At 62.3% G+C, this 23,063-nt stretch carries 25 protein-coding genes; 12 read left to right on the top strand and 13 right to left on the bottom strand.

Translation table 11 applies throughout. The annotated features are described in order from the left end of the window. Nucleotides 1-21: 21 nt before the first annotated feature. Nucleotides 22-870 carry a helix-turn-helix transcriptional regulator gene (locus LB568_RS08185; RefSeq protein ID WP_224729821.1) on the bottom strand — a complete coding sequence of 283 codons (849 nt, stop codon included), beginning with the start codon at nucleotides 868-870 and terminating at the stop codon, nucleotides 22-24. A gap of 86 nt (nucleotides 871-956) precedes the next feature. On the opposite strand from LB568_RS08185, the gene LB568_RS08180 reads away from it, so the two are divergent. Together LB568_RS08180 and LB568_RS08175 are read left to right on the top strand one after the other, a co-directional pair. Further along, nucleotides 957-1,499 carry a hypothetical protein gene (locus tag LB568_RS08180; RefSeq protein WP_224729820.1) on the top strand — a complete coding sequence of 181 codons (543 nt, stop codon included), beginning with the start codon at nucleotides 957-959 and terminating at the stop codon, nucleotides 1,497-1,499. A gap of 117 nt (nucleotides 1,500-1,616) precedes the next feature. Further along, on the top strand, nucleotides 1,617-2,246 hold the full coding sequence (locus LB568_RS08175) for a MarC family protein (protein WP_140569344.1): 630 nt from the start codon (nucleotides 1,617-1,619) through the stop codon (nucleotides 2,244-2,246). Between the two features lie 59 nt (nucleotides 2,247-2,305). On the opposite strand, the gene LB568_RS08170 is transcribed toward LB568_RS08175, so the two are convergent. Together LB568_RS08170 and LB568_RS08165 are read right to left on the bottom strand one after the other, a co-directional pair. Next, a complete protein-coding gene (locus LB568_RS08170) occupies nucleotides 2,306-2,731 on the bottom strand; it encodes an OsmC family protein (protein WP_224729819.1) in 426 nt (141 codons plus the stop codon). Between the two features lie 162 nt (nucleotides 2,732-2,893). Then, complete coding sequence (locus tag LB568_RS08165) at nucleotides 2,894-3,415, bottom strand: single-stranded DNA-binding protein (protein ID WP_013895291.1); 522 nt, start codon at nucleotides 3,413-3,415, stop codon at nucleotides 2,894-2,896. 226 nt (nucleotides 3,416-3,641) lie between these two features. Between LB568_RS08165 and LB568_RS08160 the strand changes: the two genes are divergently transcribed. The 8 genes from LB568_RS08160 (at nucleotide 3,642) to LB568_RS08125 (ending at nucleotide 11,742) form a co-directional block, all read left to right on the top strand. Beyond that, nucleotides 3,642-3,956 (top strand): ArsR/SmtB family transcription factor, encoded by a 315-nt coding sequence (locus tag LB568_RS08160; RefSeq protein WP_013895290.1) that lies wholly within the window; start codon nucleotides 3,642-3,644, stop codon nucleotides 3,954-3,956. 48 nt (nucleotides 3,957-4,004) lie between these two features. Further along, on the top strand, nucleotides 4,005-4,481 hold the full coding sequence (locus tag LB568_RS08155; protein ID WP_013895289.1) for an SRPBCC family protein: 477 nt from the start codon (nucleotides 4,005-4,007) through the stop codon (nucleotides 4,479-4,481). Between the two features lie 22 nt (nucleotides 4,482-4,503). Then, nucleotides 4,504-5,109, top strand: coding sequence for an ATP-dependent Clp protease proteolytic subunit (locus tag LB568_RS08150; protein ID WP_013895288.1), 606 nt, complete (start codon nucleotides 4,504-4,506; stop codon nucleotides 5,107-5,109). Nucleotides 5,110-5,198: 89 nt separating this feature from the next. Then, nucleotides 5,199-5,492, top strand: coding sequence for a hypothetical protein (locus LB568_RS08145; protein ID WP_224729818.1), 294 nt, complete (start codon nucleotides 5,199-5,201; stop codon nucleotides 5,490-5,492). A 687-nt stretch (nucleotides 5,493-6,179) separates the two neighbouring features. Next, nucleotides 6,180-9,101 (top strand): excinuclease ABC subunit UvrA, encoded by a 2,922-nt coding sequence (gene uvrA, locus LB568_RS08140; RefSeq protein ID WP_023764844.1) that lies wholly within the window; start codon nucleotides 6,180-6,182, stop codon nucleotides 9,099-9,101. 2 nt (nucleotides 9,102-9,103) lie between these two features. After that, complete coding sequence (locus tag LB568_RS08135; RefSeq protein ID WP_263496951.1) at nucleotides 9,104-9,577, top strand: GNAT family N-acetyltransferase; 474 nt, start codon at nucleotides 9,104-9,106, stop codon at nucleotides 9,575-9,577. Nucleotides 9,578-9,601: 24 nt separating this feature from the next. Further along, nucleotides 9,602-10,408, top strand: a complete 807-nt coding sequence (locus LB568_RS08130) for a DUF72 domain-containing protein (protein ID WP_224729816.1) — start codon at nucleotides 9,602-9,604, stop codon at nucleotides 10,406-10,408. A gap of 182 nt (nucleotides 10,409-10,590) precedes the next feature. Beyond that, on the top strand, nucleotides 10,591-11,742 hold the full coding sequence (locus LB568_RS08125) for a GGDEF domain-containing protein (RefSeq protein WP_140569330.1): 1,152 nt from the start codon (nucleotides 10,591-10,593) through the stop codon (nucleotides 11,740-11,742). Between the two features lie 49 nt (nucleotides 11,743-11,791). Here the strand turns inward: LB568_RS08125 and LB568_RS08120 are convergent, their stop codons facing one another. The 6 genes from LB568_RS08120 to urtA all read right to left on the bottom strand — a co-directional run bounded on the left by LB568_RS08120 (nucleotide 11,792) and on the right by urtA (nucleotide 18,196). After that, nucleotides 11,792-11,968 (bottom strand): hypothetical protein, encoded by a 177-nt coding sequence (locus LB568_RS08120; RefSeq protein ID WP_013531844.1) that lies wholly within the window; start codon nucleotides 11,966-11,968, stop codon nucleotides 11,792-11,794. 474 nt (nucleotides 11,969-12,442) lie between these two features. Then, on the bottom strand, nucleotides 12,443-13,138 hold the full coding sequence (urtE, locus tag LB568_RS08115; protein ID WP_224729815.1) for an urea ABC transporter ATP-binding subunit UrtE: 696 nt from the start codon (nucleotides 13,136-13,138) through the stop codon (nucleotides 12,443-12,445). Nucleotides 13,139-13,207: 69 nt separating this feature from the next. Further along, nucleotides 13,208-13,954: an urea ABC transporter ATP-binding protein UrtD gene (gene urtD, locus LB568_RS08110; RefSeq protein ID WP_023764840.1), complete on the bottom strand. Its 747-nt coding sequence runs from the start codon at nucleotides 13,952-13,954 to the stop codon at nucleotides 13,208-13,210. A 6-nt stretch (nucleotides 13,955-13,960) separates the two neighbouring features. Beyond that, on the bottom strand, nucleotides 13,961-15,196 hold the full coding sequence (gene urtC, locus LB568_RS08105; protein ID WP_224729814.1) for an urea ABC transporter permease subunit UrtC: 1,236 nt from the start codon (nucleotides 15,194-15,196) through the stop codon (nucleotides 13,961-13,963). After that, a complete protein-coding gene (gene urtB / locus LB568_RS08100; RefSeq protein WP_224729813.1) occupies nucleotides 15,193-16,809 on the bottom strand; it encodes an urea ABC transporter permease subunit UrtB in 1,617 nt (538 codons plus the stop codon). Before urtB ends, urtC begins: the two co-directional genes overlap by 4 nt. Nucleotides 16,810-16,915: 106 nt before the next feature. Next, the gene (gene urtA / locus LB568_RS08095) at nucleotides 16,916-18,196 is read right to left on the bottom strand and encodes an urea ABC transporter substrate-binding protein (RefSeq protein WP_412033903.1); all 1,281 of its coding nucleotides are present in this window, start codon (nucleotides 18,194-18,196) and stop codon (nucleotides 16,916-16,918) included. Nucleotides 18,197-18,539: 343 nt separating this feature from the next. Here urtA and LB568_RS08090 point away from each other — a divergent pair, with 343 nt between their 5' ends. After that, a complete protein-coding gene (locus LB568_RS08090) occupies nucleotides 18,540-18,938 on the top strand; it encodes a hypothetical protein (RefSeq protein WP_013895278.1) in 399 nt (132 codons plus the stop codon). Nucleotides 18,939-18,993: 55 nt separating this feature from the next. Here the strand turns inward: LB568_RS08090 and LB568_RS08085 are convergent, their stop codons facing one another. From LB568_RS08085 to LB568_RS08075, 3 genes are all read right to left on the bottom strand, one after another. After that, nucleotides 18,994-20,565, bottom strand: coding sequence for a GMC family oxidoreductase (locus tag LB568_RS08085; RefSeq protein ID WP_224729812.1), 1,572 nt, complete (start codon nucleotides 20,563-20,565; stop codon nucleotides 18,994-18,996). Between the two features lie 45 nt (nucleotides 20,566-20,610). Continuing rightward, a complete protein-coding gene (locus LB568_RS08080) occupies nucleotides 20,611-21,159 on the bottom strand; it encodes a gluconate 2-dehydrogenase subunit 3 family protein (protein WP_224729811.1) in 549 nt (182 codons plus the stop codon). Between the two features lie 77 nt (nucleotides 21,160-21,236). Continuing rightward, complete coding sequence (locus tag LB568_RS08075; RefSeq protein ID WP_224729810.1) at nucleotides 21,237-21,632, bottom strand: VOC family protein; 396 nt, start codon at nucleotides 21,630-21,632, stop codon at nucleotides 21,237-21,239. A 233-nt stretch (nucleotides 21,633-21,865) separates the two neighbouring features. On the opposite strand from LB568_RS08075, the gene LB568_RS08070 reads away from it, so the two are divergent. Then, entirely contained in the window at nucleotides 21,866-22,171 is a 306-nt protein-coding gene (locus LB568_RS08070; protein WP_013895274.1) for a ribbon-helix-helix domain-containing protein, read from the top strand. 114 nt (nucleotides 22,172-22,285) lie between these two features. Here the strand turns inward: LB568_RS08070 and LB568_RS08065 are convergent, their stop codons facing one another. Then, the gene (locus tag LB568_RS08065) at nucleotides 22,286-22,999 is read right to left on the bottom strand and encodes a DeoD-type purine-nucleoside phosphorylase (RefSeq protein ID WP_224729809.1); all 714 of its coding nucleotides are present in this window, start codon (nucleotides 22,997-22,999) and stop codon (nucleotides 22,286-22,288) included. Nucleotides 23,000-23,063 lie beyond the last annotated feature (64 nt).

Below are 23,063 nucleotides of genomic sequence, written 5' to 3'. Positions count from 1 at the left end.
CGACGTCGGACTGAGCCCGCTTCAGCCGAGACGCCCGCTTGCCGGGGCGCTTGATCGGCGAGCGCGATAGTTGCCCGGCGTCTCGCCCATGATGCGCCGGAAACGGCGGTTGAAAGTCGACAGATCGTTGAAGCCGGCCTCGAAGGCGATCGCCGAAATCGTATCGTTCGACATGCGCAGCCGCACCGCCGCGCGGTGCAGCCGGGTCTTGAGCAGGAATTGATAGGGCGTCATGCCGGCGACCTGCCGGAAGGTGCGCAGGAAATGATAGGGACTGGTCGCCGCTTCATCGGCCAACACTGAAAGCGAAACCGGCCCGTCGGCATCCAGCTCGATGCGCCGCACGGCTTCGGCGACCCGCTTCTGATCGCGACGGCTCGGGGCGCGCCTGGCAGGCGTGGCGCTGGAAACCGTGGCGACTGCGGCAGCGGCAATGCGTAGGGAAAGTTCCTCGAAGGCGTCCTTGTCGGCCATTGCGCGCGCGGCTTCCGCCTCTGCCAACAATGGCGCCAAGGCCGGCAAAGGCGGCAGTCGCGGCGCGTCGAAGGCCAGCGTCCCGGTGCCCGGGACACCGGCCACGATCCGTTCCATGTAGGCCGGCCTGAAGTGGAACGAGAGGCAACGGTCGCCGCCGCCATGTTCGTGCCCGCATTCGTAGCACGTGCCGGAATTGCCGAGCAGCAGCGCGCCGGGTGCCAGCATCGCGGTGCCTTGCTGCGCGCGGTAGCGGAACGTGCCGCTGGTCACCGCCGCCACACAGAAATCCCGATGCGCCTCCTCGAACGGCCGGTCGCCGGCGCCGGCCGTGCAGATCACATCCGCCACATGCCAGCCAGGTCCAAATGCGAGCGTATGCGTTGTGGCCGTCATGGGCCGAAATATAGCAATTTTTCCCAAGCCCAGAACACCGTCACCGGCTAATCCTCACGGTCTCCTGACAAAAAGAGACCACGGCCATGTTCGATCCCTTTGCCGAAGCCTTGCACAGCCCCGGACCGATCGGCGAGTTAGCCGAAAAACTCAATCTCTACGGCCGCTTCGTCGGTGCCTGGACATTCGACGCCTCGCGCCACCTCGAGGACGGCATGGTGCTGACCGGGCGCGGCGAGGTGCATTTCGGCTGGGTGCTGGAAGGCCGCGCCATCCAGGACGTCTGGATCCTGCCCGCACGGAACACCGGTTCGCAGCCTTCGCTCGGCAAATGGACGTTCTATGGTACGACGCTGCGGGTCTATGATCCCGCCGCGGACGCCTGGCACATCTTCTGGAGTGATCCGCGCAACCAGTACTTCAGCCGCCAGCTTGGGCGCGCCGAGGGCGACACGATCGTGCAGATCGGCGCCGATGGCACTGGCTCCTCAGTGCGCTGGAGTTTTTCGCGCATCACCGAAGACAGCTTCCGCTGGCTTGGCGAGCGTTCGCACGACGATGGCGCGACATGGCGGCTCGAGGTCGAATTCCTGGCCCGCCGCGCGAATAAAGTTCGAAATGAAAGGTAGCGGTCCCTCACGCCCCCTCTGTCTTGCCGGCATTTCACGCCACAGCCTGTTTTCAGTGCCCCTGCTTTGCTCTACCAATTGCAGGGCACGGGCTCGGCCCGGCGGGAGGGGTCAGAGATGCCGAGTTTCGACAGCCTGTTCAACGCCTTCGTCACCATTCTGGTGACCATCGACCCGCCCGGCCTGGCGCCGCTGTTTCTCGCCGTGACACGCGGCATGAACCGCGAGGAGCGCCAGCAGGTCTCGGTCCGCGCCTCGATCATCGGCTTCCTGGTGATGGCGCTGTTCGCCGTCGCCGGCGCCTCCATCCTGTCGGTGTTCGGCATTACGCTGCCAGCCTTCCGTGTCGCCGGCGGTTTTCTGCTGTTCTTCATCGCCTTTGAAATGGTGTTCGAGCGCCGGCAGGATCGCAAGGAGAAGATCGGCGACGTTGCCATCACCAAGGACATGATCCACAACATCGCCGCTTTCCCGCTGGCGATCCCGCTGATCGCCGGCCCCGGCGCCATTTCGGCGACGGTGCTGCTCTCCGGCTCGTTTCAGGGCTTTGCGGCGCAAGCCGCGCTGGTCGGCATCATCTTCGTCTGCCTCGCCATCACCTATCTGGTGTTCGTGCTGTCGGAGCGCATCGACCGCATCCTCGGCCAGACCGGGCGTTCGATCCTGACCCGCCTGCTCGGCGTCATCCTGGCGGCATTGGCCGTACAGTTCGTCGCCGACGGCATCAAGGCGCTGATGGCGAGTTGAACAGTAATCCCTACTGCCTACTGCCTACTGCCTACTGCCTACTGCCTACTGCCTACTGCCTACCTCGCCGTCGTATCGATCACTTCGAAATCGTGGGTGATCGTGGCGGTTTTGGCCAGCATCGCCGAGGCCGAGCAGTATTTCTCGATCGACAGGTCGATCGCTCGCTTGACCTTTTCCGGCGAGAGCGCCCTGCCCTTGACGACGAAATGCATGTGGATGCGCGTGAACACCTTTGGGTCGGTCTCGGCCCGGTCGGAATCGAGCTCGACGACGCAGTCCTCGACCGCCTCGCGGCCCTTTTCAAGGATATGGACGACATCATAGGCCGAACAGCCGCCGGTGCCGATCAGCACCAGTTCCATCGGGCTCGGCCCCGGCGTCTTGCCTTCCGGGCCGGACGCGGTTCCCAGCACGACCTTATGACCGCTGCCGGACTCACCGATGAAGGTGCGTTCCTCCACCCATTTCACGCGTGCTTTCATCGAACTCGTCCTTCACCGTATTTCCTTGACCGCTCGGCCAGCGCTCAATTCGACAATGCAAAACCCCGAAAGTCCATTGGGACTCTCGGGGCACAATGCTTGAGCCAACATTGAGCCTGAGCCAAAACTGGCGTCCGCGGTTTCGATCAGAGCCCGCCTTGATCAGAACGGGATTTCGTCGTCCAGCTCGCGCGACGAACCGCCGCCACCGCCGCCCCTGGGAGCGCTGCCGCCGCCACGGTTGAAGCTCTCGTTCGGGCTGGACTGGCCAAAATCGGAACCACGGCTGTTGCCGCCGGAATAGCCGCCGACCTGGCCACCCTCGCCCTGGCCGCGCGCGTCGAGCATCTGCAGCTCGCCGCGGAATTTCTGCAGCACGACTTCCGTCGTGTATTTGTCGGCGCCGGTCTGGTCCTGCCATTTGCGCGTCTGCAGCTGGCCCTCGACATAGACCTTCATGCCCTTCTTCAGGTACTGCTCGGCGACCTTGGCTATGCCCTCATTGAAGATGACGACGTTGTGCCACTCGGTCTTTTCCTTGCGCTCGCCCGAATTCTTGTCGCGCCAGCTTTCCGACGTGGCGATGCGAATGTTGACGACCGGCTCGCCCGAGTTCAGGCGGCGGATTTCAGGGTCCGCACCAAGATTGCCGACCAGAATGACCTTGTTGACGCTACCCGCCATGATATTTCTCCGCGCTCATCCGAAACAAATTTTTGTCGCAGCACCTTACAGGCTGCGAATGTCAGCCGCCTGCTAAGGCTGGCTTTTCCCACAAGGTTTTTGTTCCCTTTTCGTTCCTATATGCACTGCCGCTGATTGTCAAGGAATGGCAGCAATGCCCGAGCCCCGCATATGGGTTTCAAAACATCACTTGCCAAATCAATAAGTATCGACTTATGCTTTCGTCATGATCGAAGCAGAGATTTTCCGCGCCCTGGCCGACCCGACGCGCCGCGCCGTCTTCGAGCGTCTCGCCACGGCAGAGATGAGCGTGTCGGAACTGCGCAGCGGCCTGACGGTGTCACAGCCGGCCGTGTCGCAGCATCTGGCGGTGCTGCGCAGCGCCGGCCTCGTGGTCGAGCGGCGGGCCGGCCGCAATGCCTATTACCGCGCCGATCCGCAGGGGCTTGCCCCCCTGCTCTCCTGGATCGAGCGCTACCGGACCTTCTGGCCGGAGCGTATCGAAAGGTTGAAGACGGTTTTGAAGGACATGGACCAGTGAAGGATTTGGATCAGTGAAGGGTTTGGACCAGTGAAGGATTTGGGATCGATGAACGCCAAAAACCAAAACGAAGTCGCCCAGGATGCGCTGGAGTTCGAATACGATCTTTCCGAGCCGCCCGAAAAGGTGTGGCGGGCGCTGACGGTGCCGGAATTGCTCGCCGCCTGGATGATGCCGAACGACATCAGGCCGCAGGCCGGCAGCCGTTTTGCCTTCGCGGGACCGGAGGCTCCGATCGAATGCGAAATCCTCGACGCCGAGCCCGAACGCCTGTTGCGCTATTCCTGGCGGGAGCAGCCGGGCGATGCGACACGGCAGGACCCGCTCGACAGCACCGTCACCTTCACGCTTGCCCGCACCGTTTCCGGCGGCACGCATCTGCGCATCGTCCATGACGGCTTTGCCCGCAAAGCCATGCCCGCCGTCGCCATGGCTGGTGCCGGCTGCCGGCTTTCGCTGGGGTTGCACGAGGCCGGGAAGCCCATCGCCGCGAACACGCCGCGCCTTCTGCTGCGCGCGGCGTGAACATAGAAATCGGAGACGAAAAATGAGCGGTGTTGCCAATCTAGTGCCGATGGTGATCGAGCAATCGAGCCGCGGCGAACGCGCCTTCGACATTTTCTCGCGGCTGCTGCGCGAGCGCATCATCTTCATCAATGGCGAGATCAACGACGACATCTCGGCGCTGGTCTGTGCGCAGCTTTTGTCACTGGAATCAGATAATCCCGACAAGGAGATCTCGCTCTACATCAACTCGCCGGGCGGCGTGGTGACCAGCGGCTTCGCCATCTACGACACCATGCAGTACATCAGTTGCCCGGTGTCGACCGTGTGCATGGGGTTTGCGGCGTCGATGGGATCGTTCCTGCTGATGGCAGGCACGCCGGGGCGTCGTATCTCGCTGCCGAACGCCACCATCCTGCTGCATCAGCCGCTGGGCGGCTTCCAGGGCCAAGCGTCCGATATCCAGCGCCATGCCGAGCGCATCGTGAAGACCAAACGCCACATGGCCGAACTTTACGCGCAGCATTGCGGCCGCAGCTACGAAGAGGTTGAACGTACGCTGGACCGCGACCATTTCATGACCGCCCGCGAGGCACAGGCATGGGGCATTGTCGACCACGTCTTCGACACGCGCAAAAAGGCGGCGTGAGGCGAAGGCAGATCGGATTTTCTTCGGCTTGCCGAAGATTTGACGAGACCGGTCTGGTTCCGATGGCGGCACCTCCCTATAATCGGGGGATGACCGACACGCATCCGTCCAGACCATCGCATCGTGTGATCGCCGCCGCCGTGCTCGCCATTGCCGGCCTCGTGTCCGGCACGGCCCTCGCAGAGGATGGCTCGCCGCCGCAGAAGGCCCTGCCCGGCGTGACCGGTGGCTATCAGATTGCCAAGCCGGCCCCCCAGCCCGAGCCTGACGATGCGTTCCCCAGCAGCGGCAACGGCCAGTTCAAGATCGGCAATACCGATGTCAGGATTTCCGGCAGCATCACGGTCGATGTCGCCACGGGCGGAATGAAACCTCGAAGGTAGGGATAGCCGCGGCCGGCCCAGCACAAAAGAACAGCCCCGCCGTGCCCTAGGGCAAACGGACGGGGCTTTTCTGGATCTCAAATCCAATCTTGCCGGGAGTGTACTGCCGGCGTTTGATTTCGGATGCTTCGCGGCATTCAGCCGACGATCCGACTAGTAGTCTCTGATTTTTGTGGGATACGGCCGGTCACGGTTTGTCGGGCAGCGTTGAAGCTGATCCTCACACTTGCGCCTGCCGCGGCTCCAGCTAGATGTGGAGCCCTTGGGGACTATCAGGTGGCGTCATGCTCCGCTCCTTTGTCCGTTGCGACATTCGTCTCGAAGCGCAAATCGCAATGCCTGCGGCGTCTCGCAGGCCGCCTTGGGGCGGCGAGGCCATCGAAAGACGGCCGGCTTCGTTGACATCGGGAGACTGCTCCCGTGAGCCGGCTGCGTCAACCGCCAATAGCCGGTTACGGAAAAATGTGATCTCCGGGAGGTTAGTTTCAGGTCAGTTTTTGCACAGCTTTGTCAGGAGCGTGTTCGGCCTTTGTTCTTTCCGCTTGCCCGTTCGCGCGAAAGACGGTTAAACGACTTCTGTCGGGAGTTGTGGCGTCTCTCGACGTGGCGGCAAAAACACCTACATAGGGGATGGCCGGGAAAAGCCCGCCAATCCCATGAATTCCAGATCTGAGGCGGCGACCGGCGATGGCCGACCATAAATTCCTTTCCATTCGCGGGGCGCGCGAACACAATCTGAAGAACGTCGATCTCGACCTGCCGCGTGACAGCCTGATCGTCATGACCGGCCTGTCGGGCTCCGGCAAGTCGTCGCTTGCCTTCGACACCATCTATGCCGAAGGCCAGCGCCGCTATGTCGAAAGCCTGTCGGCCTATGCGCGCCAATTCCTCGAAATGATGCAGAAGCCTGACGTCGACCAGATCGACGGCCTGTCGCCGGCAATCTCAATCGAGCAGAAGACTACATCGAAGAACCCGCGTTCGACGGTCGGCACCGTCACCGAGATCTACGACTACATGCGCCTGCTGTTCGCGCGTGTCGGCGTTCCCTATTCGCCGGCCACCGGCCTGCCGATCGAGAGCCAGACGGTCAGCCAGATGGTCGACCGCGTGCTGGCGCTCGAGGAAGGCACACGACTGTTCCTGCTGGCGCCCATCGTGCGCGGCCGCAAGGGCGAGTACCGCAAGGAGCTCCTCGAACTGCAGAAGAAGGGCTTTCAGCGCGTCAAGGTCGATGGCGTCTTCTATGAAATCGCCGACGTTCCGGCGCTGGACAAGAAATACAAGCATGACATCGATGTCGTCGTCGACCGCATCGTCGTGCGCGGCGATCTTGCCACGCGGCTTGCCGACTCCATCGAGACGGCGCTGAAGCTCGCCGAGGGACTGGCGGTGGCCGAGTTCGCCGACAAGCCGCTCGACGCCAGCCAGACCGGCGAGGATTCGGTCAACAAGTCGAAGAACGAGACGCATGAGCGCATCCTGTTCTCGGAAAAATTCGCCTGTCCGGTGTCCGGCTTCACCATTCCCGAGATCGAGCCGCGCCTGTTCTCGTTCAACAACCCGTTCGGCGCCTGCCCGACCTGCGACGGTCTCGGCAGCCAGCGTGCCATTGACCCCAACCTCGTCGTGCCCGACGAGAACGTATCGCTGCGCGACGGCGCCGTCAGCCCGTGGGCGAAATCGACCTCGCCCTACTACTCGCAGACGCTCGAAGCGCTGGGCAAGGCCTACAACTTCAAGCTCGGCGACAAGTTCAAGGATCTGACCACCGAGGCCCAGGAGGCGATCCTGCGCGGCACCGGCGAGCGCGAGATCACCTTCCAATACGATGATGGCTTGCGCTCCTACAAGACGACCAAGACCTTCGAAGGCGTCATCCCCAATCTCGAACGGCGCTGGAAGGAGACCGAATCCGCCTGGATGCGCGAGGAGATCGAGCGCTTCATGTCGGCGACGCCTTGCCCGGTCTGCAAGGGCTACCGGCTGAAGCCGGAAGCGCTGGCGGTGAAGATCGGCGGCAAACACATTGGCGAGGTCACCGAGCAGTCGATCCGCAATGCCGACAAATGGTTCACCGACCTGCCCGCGCAGCTCAACGACAAGCAGAACGAGATCGCGGTGCGGGTGCTGAAGGAAATCCGCGAGCGGCTGCGCTTCCTCAACGATGTCGGTCTCGACTACCTGACGCTGTCGCGCAATTCCGGCACGCTGTCGGGCGGCGAGAGCCAGCGCATCCGGCTGGCCTCGCAGATCGGCTCGGGCCTCACCGGGGTACTCTACGTGCTGGACGAGCCGTCGATCGGCCTGCATCAGCGCGACAACACGCGGCTGCTCGACACGCTGAAGCACCTGCGCGATATCGGCAACACGGTGATCGTCGTCGAGCATGACGAGGACGCCATCCTGCATGCCGACTATGTCGTCGACATGGGACCGGCCGCCGGCATCCATGGCGGCGAGATCATCGCCCAGGGCACGCCGCAGCAGGTGATGGCCAACCCCAATTCGATCACCGGCCAATATCTGTCGGGCGCGCTGGAAGTCGCCACCCCTGGTGTTCGGCGTGAGGCGAAAAAAAATCGCCGCCTGAAAATCGTCGGCGCGCGCGGCAACAATCTGAAGAACGTCACCGCCGAAATCCCGCTCGGCACCTTCACCGCCGTCACCGGCGTGTCGGGCGGCGGCAAGTCGACCTTCCTCATCGAGACGCTGTTCAAAGCGGCCTCGCGCCGCATCATGGGCTCGCGTGAGCATCCGGCCGAGCATGACCGCATCGAGGGCCTCGAATTCCTCGACAAGGTCATCGACATCGACCAGTCGCCGATCGGCCGTACGCCGCGTTCGAACCCCGCCACCTATACCGGCGCCTTCACGCCGATCCGCGACTGGTTCGCCGGCCTGCCGGAAGCCAAGGCGCGCGGTTATCAGCCGGGGCGTTTTTCCTTTAACGTCAAGGGTGGCCGCTGCGAGGCCTGCCAGGGCGACGGCGTCATCAAGATCGAGATGCACTTCCTGCCCGACGTCTACGTCACCTGCGACGTCTGCCACGGCAAGCGCTACAACCGCGAGACGCTCGACGTGCTGTTCAAGGGCAAGTCGATCGCCGACGTACTTGACATGACGGTGGAGGAAGGCGTCGATTTCTTCGCCGCCGTGCCCGGCGTCCGCGACAAGCTCGACACGCTGAAGCAGGTCGGCCTCGGCTATATCCATATCGGCCAGCAGGCGACGACACTGTCCGGCGGCGAGGCGCAGCGGATAAAACTCGCCAAGGAATTGTCGCGCAAGGCGACCGGCAAGACGCTCTACATCCTTGACGAGCCGACCACCGGCCTGCACTTCCACGATGTCGCCAAACTGTTGGAAGTGCTGCACGAACTGGTCGACCAGGGCAACACGGTAGTGGTCATCGAGCACAATCTCGAAGTCATCAAGACCGCCGACTGGGTGCTCGACCTCGGTCCCGAAGGCGGCGACGGCGGCGGCGAACTGGTCGCGTCAGGCACGCCGGAAGCGATCGTGCGCGAAAAGCGCAGCTATACAGGCCAGTTCCTCAAGGAACTTCTTGAGCGGCGCCCCGGAGGCAAGCGCGAAGCGGCGGAGTGAGCATGAACCTCAGAGCGGCCCGCCCCGAGGATCTCGCCGCAATCGTCTCGCTGACGCAAGCGGCGTACGCGCCCTATACCGCGCTGCTCGGCGGACCGCCGATTCCGGTCACCGAGGACTATGCGCCGCGCATCGGGCGCGGCGAGGTCTGGCTGCTGGAGAGTGGCGGCGAACTGGCCGGAGTGCTCACACTGGAGCGACATGAGGACCACGCGATGATCTTCTCCGTCGCGGTGTCGCCCGCCTTCCAGGGCAAGGGTTTTGGTATCAAGCTGCTCAATCACGCGGATCGACAGACGCGCTTGTGGGGCCTGCCGGAGACACGGCTCTACACCAATGCGAAAATGGAACGGAACATCGCGCTCTATCTCGCTTACGGCTATCGCGAAACGGGTCGCCGGCCCAATCCGTACCGGCCAGGATGGGTGCTCGTCGACATGGCAAAGCGGGTCGCCGAGGCCACGACGACGGCCTGATTTTCTAAAACTGGGAGGACGAAAATGAGCAAATCGGGAACAATCCGCTCCGGCATGGGCGGCTGGACCTTCGAGCCGTGGGATAAGTCCTTCTATCCGGACAAGCTTCCGAAGGCCAAGCAGCTGCAATATGCCAGCCGGCAGGTGCCGAGCATCGAAGTCAACGGCACCTATTATTCCAGCTTCAAGGAACCGACCTTCGTCAAATGGGCCAACGAGGCACCGGATGGTTTCGTCTACTCGCTGAAAGGCAACCGCTTCGTCACCAACCGGCGCGTGCTCGGCGAAGCCGGCGAATCGATGATGCGTTTTCTCGGCTCCGGCGTTGCCGCGCTCGGCGAGAAGCTCGGGCCGATCCTGTGGCAGTTCGCACCGACCAAGAAATTCGATCCGGACGATTTCGAGGCCTTTCTGAAACTCTTGCCGGAAAAGCAGGATGGCGTTGCGCTGCGCCACGCGCTCGAAGTGCGCAACGACAGTTTCGTGGTGCCGGAGTTCGCGGCCCTGGCGCGCAAATACAAGGCGGCGATCGTCTATGCCGATCATGCCAAATACCCTGATATCGCCGACGTCACCGGGGATTTCGTCTATGCGCGGCTGCAGACCGGCTCAGATGACAATCCCGATTGCTACACGCCAAAGGGCCTCGACGAGTGGGCGGTGCGGGCAAGGACCTGGGCGCAGGGCAAGCAGCCGGAAGACCTGCGGCGTGCCGATCCCAAGACCGATGCGCCGGTCCAGCCGCGCGACGTGTTCGTCTACTTCATCACCGAGGGCAAGGTGCGCGCGCCGTTCGGGGCGATGGCGCTGATGAAGCGAGTGGCCGGCTGACGAGCTTCAGTCGATATCCGGCTACATGCTTAAAGCGCGCCATCTATGCTTTGTACGCGTAGCAAAGCGCCTATTCGTGGCATCTTCGCCATGATCGTAACCTTATCGACACTTCCTTGCCGCATGAATGCGACGACGCCAAGCCGCAGAGCTGGAACCGCCGTCGGCAGGGAAAGAGGGGCATGTCGCTCGACTACACTTCACTTCTGCTGGCTGTCGGTTTTTCCGCTGCTTGCCTGGGCCTGACATTGTTCGGCATGTGGCTGACCGCCCGGTCGGAGCGATTCCTGCTGACATGGGCGACCAGCCTGGTGTTCGTTGTCGGCGACATCTTTGTCTATGACGCCTATATCGACATGCCCGGCCGCCTGCTGGGCATCGCCGCGCTGGCCTTCCTGCTGATTGGTTTTTCGACCATGCTGGGTGCCGCCTACCAGTTCAGGACCGGCGGCTCGCCGATGCCGCGAGCTTTGTTGGGCTGCATATCGCTGGCGGTGGCGCTGCCGCCCATGGCTCTTGGATATGACGGCCTTGGCTTCATGTTCGAGAACCTGTTCGCGGCCTTGCTTCTGTTCGCGACGGCGTTCGAGTACTGGAGAGGTCGCGATGAAGCCCCTGCCCTGACGATCGGCATCACCGCGCTCTATTCGGCCACGGCCACGTCCTTTGTACTGTGCGCCATGGTTCTCGCCTGGGATGGAAGACTGGTCCTGGGGCATGCGCCGAGCAACTGGGCCGAGGAACTGAGCCTGATCGTGGTCATCGCCAGCATGACCGGCATCGGCGCGTTGTCGCTTGCCCTCAACCAGGGCCGTCTGGCCAGGCATCACCGCCGCGATGCATTGACCGATCCCTTGACCGGACTGCTCAACCGGCGCGCGCTGTTCGACATGCATGGCAATGCGCCGGTCGGAGCTTTTACCGCGATCGTCGTCTTCGACCTCGACAGCTTCAAAGCCATCAACGATGAATTCGGCCACGCGGCGGGCGATGAGGTGCTGAGAGTGTTCGCGAGCGAACTCGTAGGCAATCTTCGCCAGACCGATGTCGCCGCGCGCATGGGCGGCGAGGAATTCGCGCTGGTGCTGAAACGCACCCTGCCGGAGACCGTGGAGGCTGCGGCAGAGCGCATCCGGACCGCTTTCGCCGCGCGCCGGATAGAAACCGAGATGGGCTCGCTGACATGCACGGTCAGCGCCGGGTTTGCCTTCGGCGCCAAGGACGGCCCGAGCTTCGACAAGGTGCTCAGCGCCGCCGACAAGGCGCTCTACGACGCCAAACGCGGTGGCCGCAACCGCGTCGTCATCGCTTCTCCGTTCCGGCGCGCGAGCTGATCACGCATATCAATACCGGCCTCTGATCGCGGGTGGACGAACGCGGCTCTTATGCCGCCATGACGATCTCATTGAAGGTATCGAGATCGACATAGAAGACCTTGGTGATCTCCTCGATCAGATCGTCGTAGTCGCAGCCCTGTGATCTCAAGATGTTGATGGCAGCGATGATGTCGACGCGTTCGGTAAGCCGCCGCTTCTGGTAGTCCTCGACGTAACGTTCCATGGCTGTCCCTTAGCCTGTGTGCCCAAACGCGTTTGAACGACAGAGATCGCAGGAGGGAAGCTAGGCAGCCTTGCTTGTGTGAAACTTGCCCGGCATTGGCCGTGCTCCTCGATCTGCGATAACCAGACTGATACGGAAGCGGCCGACTCACAAAGCCATGGAAAAGACTAGCACGCGATGTTCGGCGTGCCAGAGACGTACAGTGATCTTTGAAGAAAGATTGAGCGCCGCAGCGCACCTCGCGACTTCGTCATCCTTGGGCGTAGCGAACGCGAAGCGGAGCGAAGACCCAAGGATCCATGCCGTGACTTTAAAAGCGCCGCCACGGTGCAGTATCTGGGATCGATTGGCGCGCCGAAGCGGGTTTCTATTCTGCATCGACGCACTCTTCGGCCGATGTCACGGCATGGATCCTGGGGTCTGCGCCGCGTCGCTTCGCTCCTTGCTTCGCCCCAGGATGACGACGAGACGATTCTAGACCGTAAGGAACTTCCGCACATCAGTCCGGTCTAGATCTTCGGCCGGGCCGGTATGGACGATCTGGCCGCGGTCCATGATGTTGACCTCGTCGGCGAGCTCGCGGCAGAAGTCGAGATACTGCTCGACCAGCAGCACCGCGATGCCGGCCTGGTCGCGCAGATAGCGAATGGCGCGGCCGATATCCTTGATGATCGACGGCTGGATCCCTTCCGTCGGCTCGTCCAGCACCAGGAGTTTCGGCCGCATCACCAAGGCCCGGCCGATGGCGAGCTGCTGCTGCTGGCCGCCGGACAGGTCACCGCCGCGGCGGCCGAGCATCTGCTTGAGCACCGGAAACAACTCGAAGACATGGGACGGCACGTTGCGGTCGGCCCGTTTCAACGGCGCGAAGCCGGATTCGAGATTTTCCCGCACCGTGAGCAGGGGAAAGATCTCCCTGCCCTGCGGCACGAATGCGATGCCCGACCGGGCGCGGTCATACGCCGCGCTCCGGTCGAGCGCCTTCCCCTCGAAGGCAACGCTTCCGCTCGTCAGCCGGTGGTGGCCGACGATCGATCTCATCAAACTGGTCTTGCCGACACCATTGCGGCCGAGCACGCAGGTGATCTTGCCGGCGCCCGCCTTCAGCGACACGCCGCGCAGCGCCTGGGCGGCGCCATAGTGGAGCGTGGCATTGGAAACTTCGAGCATGTCAGCGCCTTTTCCAGAAGCGGAGGAACGACAGATCGAAGCGATGGAATTGCACCCGCCACACCATGCTCATCTCCCCAGATAGACTTCGACGACGCGCTCGTCGGCCGAGACGAAGTCGAGCGTGCCTTCGGAGAGCACCGAGCCCTCGTGCAGGCAGGTGACCTTGACGCCGAGCTCGCGCACGAAATGCATGTCGTGCTCGACGACGATGACCGAATGGTCGCGTGCGATATCCCTGAGCAGCCGCGCGGTCTCCTCGGTCTCGGCATCTGTCATGCCGGCGACCGGTTCGTCGACCAGCAACAGCTTCGGATCCTGTGCCAAGAGCATGCCGATCTCGAGCCACTGCTTCTGGCCGTGGCTGAGATTGGCTGCGATTTCGCCACGTTTGTCGCCAAGCCGGATGATGCCGAGAATATCGTCGATCTGCCGCGCCTCGGCTGCGGAGCGGCGATGGAACAGCGCCGGGAAGATCGAGCGCGGTCCCTTCAGCGCCAGCATCAGATTGTCCTCGATCGTGTGGCTTTCGAAGACCGTCGGCTTCTGGAATTTGCGGCCGATGCCCATCATGGCGATCTCGGCCTCGTCATGCCGGGTCAGATCGACCTGGCCGTCGAAGAACACTTCGCCCTCGTCGGGCCGCGTCTTGCCGGTGACGATGTCCATCATCGTCGTCTTGCCGGCGCCGTTGGGGCCGATGATGGCCCGCATCTCGCCCTTGTCGAGCACCAGCGATAGATTGTTGATGGCGCGGAACCCGTCGAAGGAGACCGAGACGCCGTCGAGGTAGAGGATGGTGTTCGACTTGCTCATGATCGCCTACTCCGCCGCCTGCGGTTCGGGGCCGGACAAGGACCATTCGCCTGGATTCCTCGCTGGCGAGCGCACGGGCTTCGATGTCGCGGGCGCCATTCCAATCCTGGCGCCGGCTTCTTCAGCGGCGGCGGCCGCGCGCAACGCCCTGGCATTGCCGCGCCAGCTATCCCACATGCCGACGATGCCCTTCGGCAGCAGCAGCGTGACGGCGACGAACAGGCCGCCGAGCGCGAACAGCCACAGTTCCGGCAGCACGCCGGTGAACCAGGATTTCCCGGCATTGACGAGCAACGCACCGATGATCGGTCCGACGATGGTGCCGCGGCCGCCAACGGCTGCCCAGATCACCACCTCGATCGAGTTGGACGGCTCGAACTCGCCGGGATTGATGATGCCGACCTGCGGCACGTAGAGCGCGCCGGCAATGCCGGCCATCACGGCAGAGATCGTGAAGGCGAACAGTTTTACGTTCTCCGCCCGCCAGCCGAGGAAGCGCGTGCGGCTCTCGGCGTCGCGCACAGCCATCAGGAGCTTGCCGTATTTCGAGCCGACGATCGCCCAGGTCAGCAACACGGCAAGCGCCAGCATCACGGCGCTGGCCGCGAACAGCGCCGAGCGGGTCGCGTCGGCCTGCACGTTGAAGCCCAGAATATCCTTGAAATCGGTCAGCCCGTTATTGCCGCCGAAACCCATGTCGTTGCGGAAGAAGGCAAGCAGCAGCGCATAGGTCATCGCCTGGGTGATGATGGACAGATAGACGCCGGTGACGCGGCTGCGGAAGGCGAACCAACCAAAGACGAAGGCGAGGAGACCGGGCACCGCGAGCACCATGATCGCGGCGAACCAGAAATGGTCGAAACCGGTCCAGAACCAGGGCAATTCCTTGTAGTTCAGGAACACCATGAAATCCGGCAGGATCGGGTTGCCATAGACGCCGCGCGAGCCGATCTGGCGCATCAGATACATGCCCATCGCGTAGCCGCCGAGCGCGAAGAAGGCGCCGTGGCCGAGCGAGAGGATGCCGCAATAGCCCCAGACCAGGTCGAGCGAAAGCGCCAGCAGCGCGTAGCAGAGATACTTGCCGGTCAGCGCCACGATATAGGACGGGATGTAGAAGGGGTTCGCCGGGGACACTACGAGATTGAGCAGCGGCACGATGATGGCGACAGCCAGCAGGATGAAGATGGTGATGGCGATGCGGCGGTCCGCGCCGGCGGCGAAGAAGCGTCCCGTGATCATGCTTCCACCGCCCTGCCCTTGAGCGCGAACAGGCCGCGCGGGCGCTTCTGGATGAACAGGATGATCAGCACCAGCACGACGATCTTGCCGAGCACCGCGCCTGCGTAAGGCTCGAGGAACTTGTTCACGATGCCGAGCGAAAAGGCGCCGACCAGCGTGCCCCACAGATTGCCGACGCCACCGAAGACGACGACCATGAAACTGTCGATGATATAGCCGCGGCCGAGATTGGGCGAGACATTGTCGATCTGGCTGAGCGCGACGCCGGCAATGCCGGCAATGCCGGAGCCGAGCGCGAAGGTCAGCGCGTCGACCCATGGCGTCCTGATGCCCATCGAGGCGGCCATTCGCCGGTTGGCGGTGACGGCGCGCATCTGCAGCCCCCAGGGCGTGCGCTTCATCACGTAGAGCAGCACCGCGAAGACGGTGAGCGCGAAGACCAGGATCCAAAGCCGGTTCCAGGTGATCGCAAGCTGTCCGACATTGAACGAACCCGACATCCAGGAGGGGTTGCCGACCTCCTGGTTGGTCGGTCCGAAGATCGAGCGCACCGCCTGCTGCAGGATCAGCGACACGCCCCATGTTGCCAGCAGCGTTTCCAGCGGCCGTCCGTAGAGGAAGCGGATGACGCCGCGCTCGATGGCGAGACCGACGATCGCGGCAACCAGGAAGGCGAGCGGCAGCGCGATCACCAGCGACCAGTCGAACAGGCCGGGAAAGGATGTGCGGATCACCTGCTGGACGACGAAGGTGGTGTAGGCGCCGAGCATGACCATCTCGCCATGCGCCATGTTGATGACGCCCATGACGCCGAAGGTGATGGCAAGGCCGATGGCGGCCAGCAACAGCACCGAGCCCAGGGAAATGCCGTACCAGATGTTCTGGCCGGCATCCCAGAAGGCCAGCGTCGAATTGATGTTGGCGATTGCAGCGGTCGCGGCTTCCTTCACGGCTCCCGAAGCATTCGCCTCAACCGACGTCAGCAGTGAAACCGCGTCGCGATCGCCCCGCGCCCCGATCAGCGCCACGGCCGCAAGCTTGTCGGCCTCCGGTTGATCCGAAACCAGGACCGATGCGGCGCGGGCCTGTTCGAGCAGAGCCTTGACGCTGGCGACGGTCTCATTGGCGATCGCCGCGTCGAGCGGCTCGATGTTGGCCGCGTCGGGTGTCTTGAACATGGTGTCGGCGGCACTGACGCGCACCGCCGGGTCCTTGGCGCCAAGCGTCAGCGTGCCCAGCGCGTCGCGGATGGTGCGGCGCAAGGTGTTGTTGACAGTGATCTTGGTTATGTCGTCCTCGGAGGCCTCGCCAGCTGCCTCACCGCTTAGCGGGTCGAAGAGATGGACGCTTTCATCGCCTTCCTTGCCGACAAACACCATCGAGTCGGCGGTGCGAATGTAAAGATTGCCGTCAGCCAATGCGGCAAGCGCCGGTTCGGCGGCGGGATCGCCTGTGGCGGTCAATTCGTGAACGACGGCTCCCGTCTCGGAAAAGTCCGTTACCGTAGCGAACTTGGCAATAATTGCACGCAGATCGGCTTCCGCGGCGCCCGAAGACGACAGCGTCGTCAGCAGGAACAAAAGCGTCAGGCCCATCGCACGGAAAATCTTCATCGGGTCTTGGTGATCCTTGAAGGTTGAATGGGCGTCCGGACAGTGGAGGAAACCGTCCGGACGCGCGCGGTCTTGGGCATGGACCGCAAGGTCCAGCCCGGGAGGATCAGTTCGTGCCCTTGCCGCCGCACTTGCCGGTAGCGACGTTGAAGTTGCCGCAGGACAGAGGCTTGCGCCAATCGGAGATCAAATCCTTGGAGTCCGGCAAATAGTCGGACCATTCGTCACCCATCACGAGACCAGGTGTCTTCGAAACCGTTTCGAATTGGCCATTGGCCTGGATCTCACCGATCAGCACCGGCTTGGTGATGTGGTGGTTCGGCATCATCGTCGAATAGCCGCCGGTCAGGTTCGGCACCGAAACGCCGATCATGGCATCGATCACCTTGTCCGGATCGGTGGTGCCGGCCTTCTGGACCGCCTTCACCCACATGTTGAAGCCGATATAGTGGGCCTCCATCGGATCGTTGGTGGTGCGCTTGTTGTTCTTGATGAACTTGTGCCAGTCGGCGATGAACTTCTTGTTCTCGGGCGTGTTGACGCTCTCGAAATAGTTCCAGGCGGCGAGATGGCCGACCAGCGGCTTGGTGTCGAGACCGGCAAGTTCTTCCTCGCCGACCGAAAAGGCCATGACCGGGATGTCCTCGGCCTTAATGCCCTGGTTGCCGAGTTCCTTGTAGAACGGCACGTTGGCGTCGCCGTTGACGGTCGAGACGACAGCGGTCTTCTTTCCGGCCGAACCGAACTTCTTGATCGCCGAAACTTCCGTCTGCCAGTCGGAGAAACCGAACGGCGTATAGTTGGTCATGATGTCCTCGGCCGCGACGCCCTTCGCCTTCAGATAGGCTTCGAGGATCTTGTTGGTGGTGCGCGGATAGACGTAGTCGGTGCCTTCCAGCACCCAGCGCTTCACCGAGCCGCCATCTTCGCTCATCAGGTAATCGACGGCCGGGATCGCCTGCTGGTTTGGCGCGGCGCCCGTGTAGAACACGTTGCGCTCGCTTTCCTCGCCTTCATACTGGACGGGATAGAACAGGATGTTGTCGAGCTCGGAGAACACCGGCAGCACCGATTTGCGTGACACCGAGGTCCAGCAGCCGAACACCGCCGCGACCTTGTCCTTGGAGATCAGCTCGCGCGCTTTTTCGGCGAACAGCGGCCAGTTTGAAGCCGGATCGACGACAACGGCCTCGAGCTTCTTGCCGAGCAGGCCGCCCTTGGCGTTCTGCTCGTCGATGAGCATCAGCATGGCGTCCTTCAGCGTCGTCTCCGAAATCGCCATGGTCCCCGACAGCGAATGCAGGATGCCGACCTTGATCGTATCGTCGGCCGCCCTGGCGGGCGCCGACATCAGCAGGCCGGCGGCGACCGCACCTGCCGAGAACATTTTTGTTATTGTCGAGAAATTACCCCTCATAGCGAAGACTCCCAAGCTGGTTGATTGCACCGCAACAATGCAATGCAACCCCCATGCCAACCGCCTTCGGGGCATAGAAAATCGGCAAATAGACGAACATTATCACGCAGTTACTATATAAGGTTGAGCAAATCAAAGAGGGCCGGTTAAAAATTGGTTGAGGGAATTTTGCGCAGTGCATACGGCATCTGCCTAAGTTTTGCCCATCTTTAGTAAATGCCTAGATTTTGGCCTAAACGCCCAGGTCGCGAACGACAAATGTTGCGGCACAGCGCAAAAATAGGGCAAGCTCGCTGCTCAACCGGGCAACGTCATGGCATCCCTGATTTCACGCATTTTCATCGGCATGGTGTTTCTGGCGACAGCAACCGGGGCCGCGCGGGCCGACTTCAGCGACGGCAAGATGCCCGACGGCACCTATCACTGCGAAGTCTATCTGCTCGGCATGTTCCTCAGCCTCGGCGACATCACCATCAAGGGAAATGTCTATACGGGCCCTGTCACCTTCGGCACCGCCCAGCAGGGTTACAATTATCAGATGGATGCCAACGGCGTCATCACCTGGCTGGGGCCATTGGGTGGCTACACCACCGGCGGCAACGCGCTGTCGATGACCCAGGCGACGCTGGACGGCCAGAACCCGCCCTCCTTCGACATCATCATGAAGCAGCCCGACGGCGCCTTCACCGCCTCGACCTGCACCAAGAACTAAAACGAAAAAAGGCGCGGAACCCTGTCGGGCCCCGCGCCAGCAGGCAGTCGGGAGGTTAGATCGTCTTGGCCGACATCTGGGCGGCGATATAGTCGGCCTGGCGGATCGCCAGCGACACGATGGTGAGTGTCGGGTTTTCCGCGGCACCCGTGGTGAACTGGCTGCCGTCCGACACGAACAGGTTCTTGATGTCGTGCGTCTGGCCATGCTTGTTGACGACGCCGTCCTCCGCCTTCTCGCTCATCCGGTTGGTGCCGAGATTGTGGGTCGAGGGATAGGGCGGCGTCGGGAAGGTGCGTGTGGCGCCGACCGCTGCGTAGAGCGCCGAAGCCTGCTTGTAGGCATGGTTGCGCATCGCGGTGTCGTTCGGATGGTCGTCGAAATGCACGTCGGCGATGGGCATGCCGTGCTCGTCCTTCTCATCGGCATGCAGCGTGATGCGGTTTTCCGCGCTCGGCATGTCCTCGCCGACGATCCACAGGCCTGCCATATGGTCGTAATGGTCGAGCGCCGTGGTGAAGGAACGGCCCCAGCTGCCCGGATCGAGGAACGCCGCCATGAACGGCAGGCCGAGCGACAGGGTCTCGAACTCGTAGCCGCCGACGAAGCCGCGCGATGGATCGTGGCGCGCCTCGTCGCGGATGATGCCGGCCATGGTGGTGCCGCGATACATGTGCACGGGCTTGTCGAAGATGGCATAGACCGAGCCCGTGGTGTGGCGCATGTAGTTCTTGCCCACCTGCCCCGACGAATTGGCGAGGCCATGCGGGAACTTGGCTGATTGCGAGTTGAGCAGCAGCCGTGGGCTTTCGATGGAATTGCCGGCAACGGCGACGATGCGCGCCTTCTGTTCCTGCAGCTTGCCGTCCTTGTCGGCATAGACCACGCCGGTCACCTTGCCGCTGTCATCATGGTTGATCTTGACCGCCATGGCGTTCGGCCGGACTTCGAGATGGCCTGTCGCCTCGCCCTTGGGGATCTCGGTGTAGAGCGTCGACCATTTGGCGCCCCACTTGCAGCCCTGGAAGCAAAAGCCGGTCTGCTGGCAGGACATGCGATCGTCGCGCTCGACCGAATTGATCGCCATGTTGCCGGTGTGGCATTCCTTGTAACCGAGCTTGTCGGCGCCGGCCTTCAGCACCTTGAAGTTGTTGTTGCCGGGCAGCCGCGGCCAGTCATTGGTGCCGGTCACGCCCATCTTGGCTTCCGCCTTGGCGTAATAGGGCTCCATCTCGGCCAAGGTGACTGGCCAGTCCAGAAGGTTGGCGCCTTCCAGCCTGCCGTAGGTCGAAAGCGTCTTGAACTCATGTTCCTGGAAGCGCAGCGACGCTCCGGCCCAGTGCGTGGTCGAACCGCCGACCGACTTGACGATCCACGCCGGCAGGTTCGGAAAATCCTTGGCCACACGCCAGTCGCCCGAGGTCGTGCGCTTGTCCTTCCAGGCGAGTTGGGCAAAGGAATCCCACTCGTCGTTGATGAAATCCTCATATTCGTGGCGCGCGCCGGCCTCGAGGATGACGACGTCGATGCCTTTCTGCGCAAGTTCGTTGCCGAGCGTGCCGCCACCGGCGCCCGAGCCGATGATGACGACCACGCCATCGTTCTTCAGATCAAATGGTGCTGCCATGGTTTCCTCCCATGAAATCAATTGGATGTGGTTGAGCCACGCAGCTCAGAGCCACTCGATGTCGTTGAAGCCGCGCGCGATGTAGCCGCCCTTCGAATAGGCCTCGCCCTCGTAGCCGAAGATCGGCCAGACCTCCTTCTGGTTGTAGAGGCTGACGACGAGGCCGCCGCGAACCGCCTGGAAGAAGGGCGAGCTCTCGATGTCCTTGAGCAGTGCGACCCGCTGTTCCTCCCAGCCAAGCCCGCGGTAGCCGTCCTTGCCGGCCTTCTTGTCGAGGTCGGCGATCCCGTTTTCGATCAGCGCCTTGTGGGCAGGATCCTTGCCGGCCATCTCGTCATGGCCCTTGACGGCGACAGCGTAATATTTGTCCGGAACCTGATCGTGCGGATAGATGTCGCGCGCTACCTGGATCAGCGTCGCCATCGTCTCGGGTTTCAGCGCCGATGTCTCAAGCCCCCAGGCATATTCGGGGCTGATGACGGCGCTGCCGGAGATAACGAGCATCGCGCCGATGCCGCCGCGTTTGAGAAGCTCTCGCCGTGACAGGCCAGATTTCCTCTCATAGCCAGGCTTCCTCTCATAAATCGTGACCATAGTTTCCTCCCTGCTTGCTGTTCGCACCCTGAGGTGCCGTTGCTGGCGCCGCGCCGGTTCGCGCGGCGGGTTATCTCCTATTGGAAGCGTCCTCCACGCTGCAGGACCTCGATCTTGTAGCCGTCGGGGTCCTCGATGAAGAAAAAGCGGGCGATGAGTGAACCGTCGCGATTGAACTCGACGATCTTCTTCGGGTTAAGGCCGAGGGCGCCAAGCCGGTCGTGTTCGCTGTCGAGATCGGCGACCGAAACCGCGAGATGACCATAGCCGTCGCCGAGCACATAAGGCTCCTGCCGACCCTTATTGACGGTCAACTCGACTTCGAAAGGTGTATCGGCATTGCTGAGGTAAACGAGCGTGAAGGTCTCGAAATCCAGCCGTTGGGCGACATCGAGGCCGAAGGCCTTGTTGTAGAAATCGATGGATCGGGCCTCGTCGAGAACCCGGATCATGGTGTGGATCGCCTTAGCCAAATCAGACTCCGCAGCTTCCGTGCTTCGAGATGATTATGCGCGCCGGCCAGGAAAGGTGGTGGCAGCCGATTACCACGCGTGGGACCGGGAAAACGGCTAGTGTCATCCCGCTTCAAGGACGAAAGTCTGATTGCCGTTGTCGGGCGTCCGACGGAAGATGAAATCGCAGGCAGTGTTCAAAAGGCACCGGCGGCTCCGTCGGTGCCCAAGACCAACAAAAATGGGAGGTAACAATGTGCCGAGTCTTTGCCGCGCAGGATCCGGAAGGCTATCGCCAGATTAACCGGTCGATCCGCATCGACGGACATTCGACCAGCATCCAGCTCGAGGCGACGTTCTGGGCCTTGCTCGATGAAATCGCCGAAAGCCAGAACCTGACGACGCCCAAATTCATCTCGAAGCTGTACGACGAGGCGATCGAGATCAACGGCGAAATCCCGAACTTCGCCTCCATGCTGCGGACCACCTGCGCGCTCTATCTGCGCGGTCATCGGCCTGACATGGACGAGCGGATGGCGTTGAAGCGAGAGGCGGCCTAGAGAAATTTCAGGAAAAGAGTGAAACCGGTTTTCCCGTGAAAACGCGTAGCGCTTTCCCCTGGGAATGGTGTCAAACAAAGAGTTAGAGCGGTTTTCGGTGAAACCGTGGACCGCCTAGCGCCCTTCCGCAGCGATTTCGAGCGCCAGCCGGCTCATATCGGCAAAGAGCTCCTGGCGTTCGGAATAGTCGGTCAGTTCGCCGATAACCAGATTGTCGACGACGGTCAGCAGCGATAACGCCCTCGCTCTGAAATGCGCCGCGATGCGGTAGAGCGCGCTGGTTTCCATGTCCACGGCCAGCGCTCCAAGCGCTCTTGCTTCGGCATAGCGGGCATGCGCTTCAGGATGGTAGAATATGTCGGTGCAGACCGTCAGACCGGCGTGGTGGTCGATGCCGAGTTCGGCTGCCTTGGCCAATGCGCAAGCGAGAAGTTCCGCATCCGGGCCGGCGTCGGCGTCGTAAAGGCCAAAGACCTGACCGTTCTCGGTATTTTCCGGCCGTGCCCATCGCGAGATCACGAGACTGCGCAGTTTGACCTCCGCGCTCAGGCCGCCGCAGGTGCCGGTTCGGATCAATGTTCGGACGCCATAGTAGTCAAGCAATTCATGGGCATAGATCAGGAACGATGAAACACCGATACCCGTCGCCTGAATGCTGACCGGCTGGCCCCGAAAAAGGCCGGTAAACCCGAGCGAACCCCGCCGGCAATTGACGCAGCGCGGCGCTTCCAGAAATGTCCGCGCCATCCATTCGGCGCGCTGCGGGTCGCCCGGCAGCAATACCGTATCGGCGTAGTCGCCCCTGTCTGCTTCGATGTGCGGCGTCAACAGCTGCTCCCCGAGCCCGCCTGCCCTTCACCCGCAATCATGGCGTTATCAGCGCGTTGCGCAA

The sequence above is a fragment of the Mesorhizobium sp. B263B2A genome, assembly GCF_020165775.1.
GTDB classification, from domain to species: Bacteria; Pseudomonadota; Alphaproteobacteria; order Rhizobiales; family Rhizobiaceae; genus Mesorhizobium; species Mesorhizobium opportunistum.
The sequence above is the reverse complement of the archived record's forward strand: the minus strand, read 5'-3'. Positions and strand labels throughout refer to the sequence as shown.

Coding starts and splice junctions, on each gene's coding strand:
- LB568_RS08175 (WP_140569344.1), top strand. CDS start 1,617: ATGCCGAGTTTCGACAGCCTGTTCAACGCCTTCGTCACCATTCTGGTG.
- urtE (WP_224729815.1), bottom strand. CDS start 13,138: ATGCTCGAAGTTTCCAATGCCACGCTCCACTATGGCGCCGCCCAGGCG.
- LB568_RS08080 (WP_224729811.1), bottom strand. CDS start 21,159: ATGGTCACGATTTATGAGAGGAAGCCTGGCTATGAGAGGAAATCTGGC.
- LB568_RS08085 (WP_224729812.1), bottom strand. CDS start 20,565: ATGGCAGCACCATTTGATCTGAAGAACGATGGCGTGGTCGTCATCATC.
- LB568_RS08170 (WP_224729819.1), bottom strand. CDS start 2,731: ATGAAAGCACGCGTGAAATGGGTGGAGGAACGCACCTTCATCGGTGAG.
- LB568_RS08130 (WP_224729816.1), top strand. CDS start 9,602: ATGAGCAAATCGGGAACAATCCGCTCCGGCATGGGCGGCTGGACCTTC.
- urtA (WP_412033903.1), bottom strand. CDS start 18,196: ATGTTCTCGGCAGGTGCGGTCGCCGCCGGCCTGCTGATGTCGGCGCCC.
- LB568_RS08145 (WP_224729818.1), top strand. CDS start 5,199: ATGACCGACACGCATCCGTCCAGACCATCGCATCGTGTGATCGCCGCC.
- LB568_RS08125 (WP_140569330.1), top strand. CDS start 10,591: ATGTCGCTCGACTACACTTCACTTCTGCTGGCTGTCGGTTTTTCCGCT.
- LB568_RS08160 (WP_013895290.1), top strand. CDS start 3,642: ATGATCGAAGCAGAGATTTTCCGCGCCCTGGCCGACCCGACGCGCCGC.
- LB568_RS08070 (WP_013895274.1), top strand. CDS start 21,866: ATGTGCCGAGTCTTTGCCGCGCAGGATCCGGAAGGCTATCGCCAGATT.
- LB568_RS08150 (WP_013895288.1), top strand. CDS start 4,504: ATGAGCGGTGTTGCCAATCTAGTGCCGATGGTGATCGAGCAATCGAGC.
- LB568_RS08185 (WP_224729821.1), bottom strand. CDS start 870: ATGACGGCCACAACGCATACGCTCGCATTTGGACCTGGCTGGCATGTG.
- urtD (WP_023764840.1), bottom strand. CDS start 13,954: ATGAGCAAGTCGAACACCATCCTCTACCTCGACGGCGTCTCGGTCTCC.
- urtB (WP_224729813.1), bottom strand. CDS start 16,809: ATGAAGATTTTCCGTGCGATGGGCCTGACGCTTTTGTTCCTGCTGACG.
- urtC (WP_224729814.1), bottom strand. CDS start 15,196: ATGATCACGGGACGCTTCTTCGCCGCCGGCGCGGACCGCCGCATCGCC.
- LB568_RS08180 (WP_224729820.1), top strand. CDS start 957: ATGTTCGATCCCTTTGCCGAAGCCTTGCACAGCCCCGGACCGATCGGC.
- uvrA (WP_023764844.1), top strand. CDS start 6,180: ATGGCCGACCATAAATTCCTTTCCATTCGCGGGGCGCGCGAACACAAT.
- LB568_RS08090 (WP_013895278.1), top strand. CDS start 18,540: ATGGCATCCCTGATTTCACGCATTTTCATCGGCATGGTGTTTCTGGCG.
- LB568_RS08165 (WP_013895291.1), bottom strand. CDS start 3,415: ATGGCGGGTAGCGTCAACAAGGTCATTCTGGTCGGCAATCTTGGTGCG.
- LB568_RS08155 (WP_013895289.1), top strand. CDS start 4,005: ATGAACGCCAAAAACCAAAACGAAGTCGCCCAGGATGCGCTGGAGTTC.
- LB568_RS08120 (WP_013531844.1), bottom strand. CDS start 11,968: ATGGAACGTTACGTCGAGGACTACCAGAAGCGGCGGCTTACCGAACGC.
- LB568_RS08135 (WP_263496951.1), top strand. CDS start 9,104: ATGAACCTCAGAGCGGCCCGCCCCGAGGATCTCGCCGCAATCGTCTCG.